Raw genomic sequence first — 10543 nt, 5'->3', positions numbered from 1 at the left:
GGATGGGAAGGGGATGCGGACTGGAATGGGGCCAACATGATTGCCAAACTTGGGGCTGTCGTAAACCAGCCTAGAGGCCCGTGGTTGGCTTGCCAACTGCAGGGCTACCGAAAGCCCGCCCTGTACTGCGAAGCAGTCAGGGCCGGGTAGTTTACTTGTCTGAGGCGCTCGCTCGGGATCAACCGTTGCGGATCCGGCAAAATCGGTGTTGTCTCGACAGCCATGGCCTGTTCTTGTGAGCTACGAGAATGGATAGAAGTTATCCAATATCAAACCGAGGCCAGACCTTTCCGCCTGTGTCCAAGACAACAAAACCCTGGACCAAACTCCTAACCATGACTGCGGGGATCCGGCTGATTGGGGAGGATAGGCCCGCTCCGCTCCAGCGCAGACACTGGCCCGGCATTGGTCAACTGCAGGGGCTGTCCAGTTGCCAGAGCCAACACATTGGCTCGCAGAATCGACGGCGGCTGTTCGCCAATCGCCGATCCCAGCACTTCTCCCTGCCGATCCAAAAACAGAAAATGAGGGATGCCGTTCACCCGGTAGCGGCTCAGCTCCGGCAGCCACTTCGGATTGTCCACATTCAACATGACGAAGTTGACTTGATCGGCAAATTCCTGTTTCAGGCTGGCCAGGAGGGGTGCCATGGCACGACAGGTGCTGCACCAATCGGCATAAAACTCCACCAAAGAAGGTTTGCCATTGGCCTGAGCTTGCTCCCAAGGTATGGCCTCTTGGGCTAGAGCCTCTAAGTTGCTGCCCGCCTGACGCCCTTGGTTAGCCAAAAACAGTCCTGCTGCCAAGAGCACAGCTACTGCGGCAATCAACCCGTTGCGCAACCGTCTTGCCCAGTCTTTCTTCATCCTTCCTCACCTTGCTAGGCGCTGGATCTGACCTCAGCCCTCGCCTTCACTGTTTTAGCATCCCACCCTGTCCCACCGGTTCCGGCCAGAACCGGGTCTATGCCATCCCACGATCTTGGGCCGGGATCCCGGCTGGAGAAGAGGGCCAGGTGAGCGATAATGGGTGCGGCGTTTGCACCGATGGCTCAGCGATGCGCATCTCCTTGAAGTGGCTGCGAGAACTGGTGGATTTCCAACTTTCACCCGAAGAACTGGGGGAGGCCCTCACCCTGGCGGGGTTTGAAGTGGAAGAGATCGAAGACCGCCGCACCTGGGCAGATGGGGTGGTTTTGGGCAGGATCCTGGCTGCCGAGCCTCACCCCAACGCCGACAAGCTGCAGGTTTGCCAGGTGGACTTGGGATCCAATCGGCCTGCCACCATTGTCTGTGGAGCCGCCAACGCCCGCGCCGGGATCCTGGTAGCAGTGGCTACACCCGGCACCCATTTGCCCGCCCTCTCCCTCACCATTGCCAAAGCCGACAAGCGGGGGGTGATCTCGGAGGGCATGATCTGCTCTCTGGCCGAGCTGGGGCTGGAGAAATCTTCCGAAGGGATCCACGAATTCCCGCCCGACTTGGATCTGGAGGTTCATCCGCTTGGCTCTGATGTGCGCCCCCTTCTAGGCTTGGACGATGTGGTGCTGGATCTCACTTCCACCGCCAACCGGGCCGATGCCCTGAGCATGGTGGGGATCGCCCGCGAAGTGGCTGCCCTCACCCGCAACCCGCTGTGCCTGCCCCCCGTCAAGCCTCTTCAGGCCAAGCCCATCCCCAACTTTCAGTTGCGCATTGCCAATGCCAAAGCTTGTCCCGCCTACAGTGGCGTGTTGATCGAGGGGGTGAAAGTCGGCCCTTCCCCCGACTGGCTAAAACACCGACTGGCCGCTGCCGGCATGCGATCCATCAACAATGTAGTGGATATTACCAATCTGATCCTGCTGGAATGGGGCCAGCCTTTGCACGCCTTCGACTGGGATCGCCTGCTCCAGGTCATGGGCAAGAAAAAACCCACCATCGAGGTGCGCTTGGCCCAGCCGGGAGAAACCTTAAAGACCTTGGACGGCCAAACCCGCACCTTGCAAGCCGATAGTCATCTCATTGTGGCCGGCAGCCAACCGGTAGCTCTGGCCGGGGTCATGGGAGGGGAAGAAACCGAGGTCGGCTCGACCACCACTCGCATTTTCTTGGAAGCAGCCCTATTCGATCCAGCGGTGACGCGGCGCTCGGCCCGGTCTCAAGGTCTGCGCACCGAGGCTTCCACCCGCTATGAGCGAGGGGTTAACTTTGCCACCCTCGATCAGGCCCGGGATCGGGCGGTGCAGTTGATCCTGGAACTGGCAGGGGGAGCAGTGGCCGGCCTCACCACCTTTGACCAGCGGCCCCCCCTGGAACGCACCCTGAAATTGCGGCTGTCGCGGCTGATCGATGTGTTGGGGGACGAGGTGCAGGCGGCGGATGTGGAGGAGATCCTATCTGCCTTGGGCTTTCAGCTCTCCCGTTGCGAAGGGGCCAATTCCCAGAGTGCCCTCTCCCCCGCTACCGAGACGGCAACCGTGGCCAGCTGCGTTTGGCAGGTCGTCGTTCCCCCCTATCGCCTGCGGGACATTGAGCGGGAGATCGACCTCATCGAGGAGTTTGCCCGTCTCTACGGCTATGACCGCTTCTCAGAAACCCTACCCACCGAGCCGCAGGTGGGATCCCTTTCGGCGCGGGAAACATTCACCCGCCAGATCCGAGAAGTGCTGCGGGGCATTGGCCTGACGGAGGTATATCACATCTCCCTCTGCCCGGCGGAGGAGGATGGATCTTTGGTGAGGATTGCCAATCCACTTTCGCCTGAATATTCAGCCGTGCGCAATGCGCTACTTCCCGGCCTGGTGGAGGCCTTCCGCTTCAACTGGGATCAAGGCAACGGCCCGCTCCAAGCCTTTGAAATCGGTCGTGTTTTTGCCCATGCCCTTCCCCCCAACCCCCACCCTTACCGGGAAGCTGAGCATATCGGCGGTATCTTGGGCGGGGATCCCAATCCCCACGATTGGCAGCACCGCAACCGACCCATGGACTGGTTCGAGGCCAAGGGGCTGCTGGTCTCCGCTCTGGAGCGGCTGGGATTTGGCCCGGAGTTTCGTCTGGATCCCCCTGAAGAGCAATCGTCCCTGCTTCACCCCGGTCGCCAGGCCAGTTTGTGGATTGAGGGATCCCGCATCGGTTTGTTCGGGCAACTGCACCCCCGCCTCTGTCAGGAAAAGGGGCTGCCAGATCAGGTCTATGGGTTTGAGCTGCAGTTGGATCCCTTGCTGGAAAGCCTGGAGAGACGGGGCATTGTGCAATTTGTCCCCTTTTCGCCTTTTCCCGCTGCCGATCGGGATATCGCCTTCTTTGCGCCGCTCGACCTTGCCGTTAGTGAGATCGAGAAGGTTATCCGTCAAGCGGGCGGAGCACTTCTCCAATCGGTGCAGCTTTTCGACGAGTACCGTGGTCAAGGCGTACCTGCAGGGCAGCGCAGCCTTGCCTTCCGCCTGGTGTACCGTGCTCCCGATCGCACCCTCACGGATGCGGAGGTAGAAGCTCTGCAAAACCAGGTGAGGGCGCAGTTGGCAACACAATTTCCGGTGACCTTGCGCAGCTAGCCGACCCCTCTGTAGCTACTATAACATCCTCCCGGTGCTCGTCCTGCGGACAGGGCGCGGGACTGATTGCCCCCGCACCCCGTTAGCTACACCGCTGGGAAGCCCCGCCCTCTATTAGGGGCTAGTGACTAGTGACTAGTGGCTAGCCACTATCCAGGGTGAGAGTCGGGATGAAAGGCGGGGACATGATGTTTTGTCCTTGACTGGTGCCATAAACATAAAAAGTAGCGGGGTTTTATACACTGCCGCTATAAACATCAAGTACAGGGTGGTGGGGCATCCCGTCCTTTTCGCGCTAGCAGCGCGGAGCGCTAACCGGAGTCACTGTTCGCGTCAGCGGGACGGAGTCCTTGAAGCCCGCACTCTCTCGCTTTAGCGGCGCGGAGCGCTTTGCATCAGCATGAGTGCGGGAGTATGTCACTTAAACCAGAAGCAGATCTCAGCTTTTGCCCAGCTTCAGCATCTGATCCACCACCCCTAGGGTTTCTTCGTAGAGGTAGTCGGGGCCAAGCCGCTGCAACTCGGCAGCCAGCAGGGTGTCGAGGGAATCCTGCTCCAGGGGAGCCACCTGGCGAACCACACATCTCTGAGCGCCCCCCATGGCTTCCATGCGCATACACCCTGTGATTTCGGAGCACAGCACAGTACAGGCGTCGGCTTCTTGGTTGCTGGAGGTGAGGCGCAGCCCGATGAGATCCCCCGGCTGGCTGATTTCCGAGGCCAAGGGCACAGCGGCCAGTTCTGCCATCACCTCGCCGCCCATTTGGGTTTGAAAGCGGATGCGGTCAATCTTGTAATCGTGTTCTTGAGCCTGAACCCGCTCTGTGGGAGTCCATCCCAGGCGACCGGCCAGCCAGCCCAGGAAAAGGAACGCCTGGCAGGGATTGCCGGCTTTGTAGTCGAGGTTCACACGATCCACAAGGTAGAGGGACTCCCGCCGGTCGGGAGGGTCAAAGGCTTGGGCGGTGAGTTCCTGCCAAGGCAGCAGCCGCCGCCAGTTGAGATCCCCACAGTGGCGCCCCTCACCCACCAAGAGGTGGATTTCTTGCAGATCTTCTTCTGGATTGACAAAGCCCCGTGAATCGACGATGACCCGGTTGCTCAGAGCCACCAATTTTTGAAACAGCAAGCTGTTCAAATCCAGATCCCCTTGCCACCACAAAAAGGTGGGCAAGTTGGGGATCAGCAGCGAGGCAACGGTGCTGCAGGCCCGCACAAAGGCCGATTCGGGCGCTTTCAGGGTGATGTATTCGCAACAGACCAACGAGCTGCGCTGCTCACGGGTCACCGGGCAATAGGCGGCCACCTGGGCCTCGATGGCATCGTCTGGGGATCCCTCTCGTTTGGCGCGCAGGTCAATGACGCGACAGGGGTTCTGGGTGGCGATGGCTTCGACGGTGGGGGAAGGCAGCAACAGCGCATCGTCCAGAGATTCGTACACCACCAGGGTAAAGGTGGCAGCGCGGGCGGCAACGCTCTCTCCTTTGGAAGACCAGATCTTGTTCAGCTCCTGCTCAATATCTTCGATGGAGACATCTTTCGGGGTTTGTAGGGGCAGGACGGCAGCAGATTGATCCATAGTCTCCTCCTGGAGTGGACTCTTGCTCGATTCTAGGCAGGGGGGTCGGCTGGCCGGGAAGGGCTTAAGGCGAGGTACAGATTGACCAACTCAAGCCTGCTCTCCGCACTTGCTCCAGGAAACTCGAGGCTCAAGCAGGCCGAGGCTGGATGTTCAGCTCCAAGGGGCAGGCGGGATCCCCTGTCAAGAGCACTCCGCGGCCATTGGCGTGCAAGTGCCGCACAATCCAGTACAGGGTTTCTATGCGCTCCGGGCAGCCCAGTTTCTCTGCCAGTTGGGGCAAAGTCAGGGATCCCTGGTGCTCCTGCACCGTCTCTAGCAATCGCCGTTGCAGCTCCAAGACGGCGCTGGCGGCTTTTTTGCCTGCTTCCACCCCCGGTTGATGGTAGGCGTTGATCTGGATTAGGGAGGCATAGAGGCCCACGGCTCGTTCGTAGAGGGCAATCAAGGCCCCCACCGAGCGGGCATCTACCCGTGGCAGCGTCACGGTAATGGAGTCGCGACCGTTTTCGTAGAGAGCCTGGCGGGTGCCCTGCAGCAGGCCGTTCAGGTAGTCGCCACTGGTCACCTGCGGCTCCACGAAGGGGGAAGGGATCCCAGGCTCCCGATCCTGAAGCACCTCGATGAAGGTGACAAAGAAGTTGTTCAAGCCATCCCGCAACTGCTGGACGTAAGCATGTTGGTCGGTGGTGCCCTTGTTGCCGTAAACGGCGATGCCCTGCTCCACGCGGTTGCCGTTTAGATCGTGGGATTTGCCCAGGGATTCCATCACCAACTGTTGTAAGTAACGGCTAAACAGCAGCAGGCGATCCTTGTAGGGCAAAACCACCATGTCCTTGCGCCCTTGCCCTTGACCGACGATGTACCAGGCCATGGCCAGCAGAGCGGCGGGATTGCGCTCCAGGTGGGGCAGGCGGGTGGCCTCATCCATGGTGGCTGCCCCGGCCAGCAAAGCCCGGATATCAATGCCCTGCAACGCTGCCGGCAACAGGCCCACCGGGGACGTTTCGGAGGTGCGCCCCCCCACCCAGTCGAAGATGGGGAAGACCTCCAACCACCCCTCCTGCCGCGCCTGCTGCTCCAATTGGCTGCCGGGGCCGGTGATGGCCACCGCATGGGCAGAAAAAGGGATCCCGGCTTTTTGGTAGGCCAGCTTCACCTCCACCAAGCCATTGCGGGGCTCTGGGGTGCCGCCGGATTTGGAGGTGGTGATCACCAGGGTTTGCCCCAGTTGGTCTGCCAGCCGCCCCAGCACCCGGTCAAACCCGTCGGGATCCGTGTTGTCGATGAAGTGGATGTTCAGGGGGGGGTGCAGCGGAGCCAGGGCCTCCGCCACAAATTGCGGCCCCAGAGCTGAGCCGCCAATGCCGATGCAGAGCAGCTCGGTGAACCGTCCCCCCCCGCTGGCCGGGATGGTTCCGCGATGGATCTTTTCGGCAAAGGTTTCCACTCGCTCAATGGAATCCTGAATGGCCTGCCGGATTTCAGGGGTGGGAGCCAGCTCGGGCGCCCGCAGCCAATAGTGGCCCACCTGGCGGCCTTCGTCGGGGTTGGCAATGGCCCCGGCTTCCAAAGCCTGCATATCGGCAAAAGCCTGGGCAAAGCGAGGCCGTAGCGCTTCCACCTGAGGGGGAGTGAAACGGATGCGGCTGATATCGACGAAAATCTCCAGGCCGGGATGGTAGTAAAGCCAATCGCAGTAGCGCTGCCAGAGTTGGAGGCTGTCCATGGGATCCCTTTTGCCGAAATCCCTAACCAGCTTACCAAACTCTTTCTTACTCCCAGCCGAGGGTTGTGCGCTCCAGCCAGGACTGATCCAAACTGATGAGTGCCTCTTTGACCCCCACACCGGTCTCAGGGTGACGCCAGTCGGGAGCGATCTCCCCCAAGGGAGCTAAGACAAAAGCACGTTCCATCATGCGGGGGTGGGGCAACGTCAGCTCAGGGCTGTTCAGGATGCGGCTGCCCATGGCCAGCAGATCCAAATCCAGGGTTCTGGCCTCCCAGCGGATGCGCCGCACCCGTCCTGCCTCCTGCTCGATGGCCAGCAGCGCCCCGAGCAACTCCAGGGGAGACCGGTAGGGGGGAAAGGGATCCAACGCCACCACTGCATTGAGGTAATCAGGCTGTCCGGGTGGCCCCCCTTGGGCTGGGCTGCGGTAGAGACTGGAACGGGCCGCCACCTCTCCCAGCTGGGGCAGCTTCTGCACAGCCAGGCGCAACTGCTGCAGCGGATCCCCCAAGTTGCTTCCCAGGGCAATGTAGGCCAGGTCGGGATTCATACAGATCGGCGACGGTCGATCTCTACGTAAACATCATCGAACAGCCCCGGCAGGGGAGCTTGGGGCTTGTGAACCCGCACGGTCAGGGCCTCCAGCTGGGGATAGCTCTGCCACAGCCGCTCTGCAATCTGGTCTGCCAAGGTCTCGACCAAGCGGCGGCGCTGGCCGGTCACCTCCTGCCGCACCCTCTCGTACACCTGGGCGTAGTCCACCGTGCGCGAGAGGTCATCTTGGATCTCGGCTAGGGAAAGCCGCATCTCCACGTCCACCACAAAACGCCCACCCAAAACCGCTTCCTCCGGGCAGTGGCCGTGATAGGCATGAAAGACGAGGCCCTGCAGCACCAGCCTACCCTGCATCATGGTGCAGAGCTTCCCAAGTGGCGAGGGCGGAAACATGAGCTGGCACGTTATGAACCCGTACCAGGGCAGCTCCCCGGCTGGCCGCAAACAGGTGGACGGCCACGCTGGCGCTGTCTCGCTCGCTGGGCACGGCAATGCCGGAAAGCTTGCCCACAAAACTTTTGCGAGATGCCCCCACCAAAACTGGGTAGCCGTAGGCCACCAGCCGCGGTAGGGCTTTGAGCAGGGTTACATTCTGCTCAGCAGTTTTGGCAAAGCCCAAGCCCGGATCCAAAACAACGCTGGGCACGCCCGCTGCCAGGGCCCGCTCTGCCTGTTCCCTGAGAAAACCGAAAACCTCCCCCTCCAGGTCAGCATAGTCGGTCTGCTGCTGCATGGTGCGCGGTTCTCCCCGCATGTGCATGATCACCGCCGGCACCCCCTTTTCGGCACAGACCTGTATCATTTGGGGATCCCGCAGCCCGCTGACATCGTTGATGATGTGCGCCCCGGCAGCCAAAGCCGCAGCTGCCACCTCCGTTCTGCGCGTATCGACGCTGATGGGGATCCCGGATCCTTCCAGGGCCCGGATCACGGGCAAGACTCGGTCGCATTCCACCTCCACCGATACCGGCTCCGCTCCCGGACGGGTGGACTCGCCGCCAATATCCACGATCAAGGCCCCTGCCGCTGCCATGGCTTTGGCTGCCTGCACAGCCGCTTCTGCAGATCCCCACTGGCCGCCATCGCTAAAGCTGTCGGGTGTTACGTTGAGCACCCCCATCACCCCAACGCCCCGCCAAGAAAGACGGTAGCCCTCTGGCGTCTGTTCTGCCCCAGGCAGAGGACGTCGGGAGATCAAGCTGGTAACACCCATAACCGCTGCAGGCTGCCGTGTTGCAAAAGCAGGGGGAAAAGTCTCCCACTGCCTAGGATGGTATTGCCGTCAATCCCAAGGCTGGCGCAAGCCCAACAGGATTCTACAAAATTTTTTACAACGTCCTTACAGAGCCACGATTGGTGAAAGGCTGCCCCTGCCGGCTCAAGCGCAAGGAATGGCCCCCGCCGACAGAGGAAGCTCTCCCGCTCTGGCTAGAACATGATGTCGTCTTCCGAACGACCCCAAATACACCAAATGATAGAGGCAAAGATCGCCATGTAAACCCAGGCCATCGGGCCGTATTGCAGCAGATCCATCAATACATCCCTAAAACATTTGTTTATCTAGTCCAATTATTGTGATGTTTCGTTACAGCGTCAACAGTTCTCTCAGGAAAGGGCTGCTTCTCAGACCCAACTGGAGCTAAGGCGCCAAGCTGGGATCCCTTGTCCAGGGCGGGTTAAGTCTTTTTGCCTAAAGACAGGGAGCAAGTCTTCAGTTTCTGAGAAAACCCAGCTTGCCTGAGAGATGCAGGAGGATAGGGAACTAGACATTGAAGCGGAAGTGCATCACGTCCCCTTCCTGGACGACGTAGTCTTTGCCTTCGCTGCGCAGCAGGCCCTTTTCTTTGGCGGCATTCAGGGATCCCGCCGCCACCAGATCGGCATAGGCCACCGTCTCGGCCCGGATGAAGCCCCGCTCAAAATCGGAGTGGATCACCCCGGCTGCCTGAGGGGCTGTGGCGCCGACTGGAATCGTCCAAGCGCGGGTTTCTTTGGGGCCAGAGGTAAAGTAGGTGCGCAAGCCCAACAGCTCGTAGGTGGCTCGGATGAGAGATTTCAGCCCGCCCTCTTTTACCCCTAACGAATCCAGATAGGCCTGTCGCTCGTCGGGGGGCAGCTCCACCAGTTCCGCCTCCACCTGGGCTGAGACCACCACCACACCTGCCCCTTCCGCCTCGGCAAATTGCCGCACCTGCTCCACCCAGGCATTGCCGCTGGCCAGATCCGTTTCCGCCACATTGGCGGCGTAGATGACTTTTTTACGGGTGAGCAGCCCCAACCCTTTGATCAACTGCTCTTCTTCTGGGCTGAGGGGTACCAGGCGAGCCGGCTTGCCCTCGTCCAAGGCAGCCTGTAATTGTTCCAGAGCCTGCAACTCCAGTTGGGCGGTTTTGTCGGACTTGGCCTGCTTGCGCACCCGCTCTATGCGCCGCTCGATCTGGGCCAAATCCGCCAAGGCTAGCTCCAAGTTGATCACCCCGATATCCCGCAAGGGATCCACCGAACCCGCCACATGCACAATGTTCTCGTCTTGGAAGCAGCGCACCACGTGCACCACGGCGTCCACCTGGCGAATGTGGGAGAGAAACTGGTTGCCCAGACCCTCCCCCTTGCTGGCTCCAGCCACCAGCCCGGCAATATCCACAAACTCGATTTGGCTGGGGATGATCTCGGCAGAACCGCTGATCTTGGCCAGCACCTGCAAGCGCTCGTCGGGCACCGCCACCCGCCCCACATTCGGCTCAATGGTGCAGAAGGGAAAGTTGGCCGCCTCGGCTTTGGCATTTTCACAGAGGGCGTTGAACAAGGTAGATTTGCCTACGTTGGGCAGGCCGACAATTCCAGCTCTCAACATCCAGATCTTGGGGAAAAAGCCAAAAACCAGGGTAACGGGATCCCTTGCCCAGCGGAAAGATCCCTACTCTGACGTTAGCATTTGCCGCCCCTTTCCCAACCGGTGGATCCGCTCCCAAGCGCTCCGCGCCGCCAACGCCACCACCCTCGGCTCCTCTCCCAAGAGAACTGTATTTTTTGTCAGCTGCACAGTGTTGGGCAGCTGAGGTCTTTTGACATCCTCCCCGGCCTGAAGGCCGGAGATTCCTACCACGCTGCGCATGGATGGCTCCTTGCGCAGTCGTCTCGG

General features: G+C 60.5%; 9 protein-coding genes and 1 pseudogene. 2 read left to right on the top strand and 8 right to left on the bottom strand.

Features of this window, described 5'->3' with window-relative positions; all coding sequences use genetic code 11:
• Nucleotides 1-150 (top strand): annotated as a pseudogene (locus NW834_RS11990) (RNA-guided endonuclease TnpB family protein); the annotation flags it as partial.
• Nucleotides 151-329: 179 nt separating this feature from the next.
• Here the strand turns inward: NW834_RS11990 and NW834_RS11985 are convergent.
• Entirely contained in the window at nucleotides 330-866 is a 537-nt protein-coding gene (locus tag NW834_RS11985; RefSeq protein ID WP_414418658.1) for a thioredoxin domain-containing protein, read from the bottom strand.
• Between the two features lie 191 nt (nucleotides 867-1057).
• Here NW834_RS11985 and pheT point away from each other — a divergent pair, with 191 nt between their 5' ends.
• On the top strand, nucleotides 1058-3535 hold the full coding sequence (pheT, locus tag NW834_RS11980; RefSeq protein WP_414418661.1) for a phenylalanine--tRNA ligase subunit beta: 2478 nt from the start codon (nucleotides 1058-1060) through the stop codon (nucleotides 3533-3535).
• Between the two features lie 439 nt (nucleotides 3536-3974).
• Here pheT and NW834_RS11975 read toward each other — a convergent pair whose 3' ends face one another.
• From NW834_RS11975 to NW834_RS11945, 7 genes are all read right to left on the bottom strand, one after another.
• Nucleotides 3975-5114, bottom strand: coding sequence for a glucose-6-phosphate dehydrogenase assembly protein OpcA (locus NW834_RS11975; RefSeq protein WP_414418659.1), 1140 nt, complete (start codon nucleotides 5112-5114; stop codon nucleotides 3975-3977).
• Between the two features lie 130 nt (nucleotides 5115-5244).
• On the bottom strand, nucleotides 5245-6843 hold the full coding sequence (locus tag NW834_RS11970) for a glucose-6-phosphate isomerase (RefSeq protein WP_414418660.1): 1599 nt from the start codon (nucleotides 6841-6843) through the stop codon (nucleotides 5245-5247).
• 46 nt (nucleotides 6844-6889) lie between these two features.
• Nucleotides 6890-7396, bottom strand: coding sequence for a 2-amino-4-hydroxy-6-hydroxymethyldihydropteridine diphosphokinase (folK, locus tag NW834_RS11965; protein WP_414342548.1), 507 nt, complete (start codon nucleotides 7394-7396; stop codon nucleotides 6890-6892).
• Nucleotides 7393-7758, bottom strand: coding sequence for a dihydroneopterin aldolase (gene folB / locus NW834_RS11960; protein WP_414342547.1), 366 nt, complete (start codon nucleotides 7756-7758; stop codon nucleotides 7393-7395). The genes folK and folB overlap by 4 nt, the downstream gene beginning before the upstream one ends.
• Nucleotides 7745-8614 (bottom strand): dihydropteroate synthase, encoded by an 870-nt coding sequence (gene folP, locus NW834_RS11955; protein ID WP_414350029.1) that lies wholly within the window; start codon nucleotides 8612-8614, stop codon nucleotides 7745-7747. The genes folB and folP overlap by 14 nt, the downstream gene beginning before the upstream one ends.
• Nucleotides 8615-9163: 549 nt before the next feature.
• The gene (gene ychF, locus NW834_RS11950) at nucleotides 9164-10255 is read right to left on the bottom strand and encodes a redox-regulated ATPase YchF (protein WP_011434459.1); all 1092 of its coding nucleotides are present in this window, start codon (nucleotides 10253-10255) and stop codon (nucleotides 9164-9166) included.
• A 63-nt stretch (nucleotides 10256-10318) separates the two neighbouring features.
• Nucleotides 10319-10543, bottom strand: a 225-nt coding sequence (locus tag NW834_RS11945) for a hypothetical protein (RefSeq protein ID WP_414426318.1), incomplete at its 5' end; no start/stop codon positions are given.

The organism is Synechococcus sp. R60.1, assembly GCF_047461835.1.
GTDB lineage: Bacteria > Cyanobacteriota > Cyanobacteriia > Thermostichales > Thermostichaceae > Thermostichus.
This window is presented reverse-complemented; position numbering and strand designations above follow the sequence as displayed.

What these genes read in the sequence shown, in the direction of transcription:
- NW834_RS11985 (WP_414418658.1), bottom strand. Translation starts at nt 866, where the DNA reads ATGAAGAAAGACTGGGCAAGACGGTTGCGCAACGGGTTGATTGCCGCA.
- pheT (WP_414418661.1), top strand. Translation starts at nt 1,058, where the DNA reads ATGCGCATCTCCTTGAAGTGGCTGCGAGAACTGGTGGATTTCCAACTT.
- NW834_RS11975 (WP_414418659.1), bottom strand. Translation starts at nt 5,114, where the DNA reads ATGGATCAATCTGCTGCCGTCCTGCCCCTACAAACCCCGAAAGATGTC.
- NW834_RS11970 (WP_414418660.1), bottom strand. Translation starts at nt 6,843, where the DNA reads ATGGACAGCCTCCAACTCTGGCAGCGCTACTGCGATTGGCTTTACTAC.
- folK (WP_414342548.1), bottom strand. Translation starts at nt 7,396, where the DNA reads ATGAATCCCGACCTGGCCTACATTGCCCTGGGAAGCAACTTGGGGGAT.
- folB (WP_414342547.1), bottom strand. Translation starts at nt 7,758, where the DNA reads ATGATGCAGGGTAGGCTGGTGCTGCAGGGCCTCGTCTTTCATGCCTAT.
- folP (WP_414350029.1), bottom strand. Translation starts at nt 8,614, where the DNA reads ATGGGTGTTACCAGCTTGATCTCCCGACGTCCTCTGCCTGGGGCAGAA.
- ychF (WP_011434459.1), bottom strand. Translation starts at nt 10,255, where the DNA reads ATGTTGAGAGCTGGAATTGTCGGCCTGCCCAACGTAGGCAAATCTACC.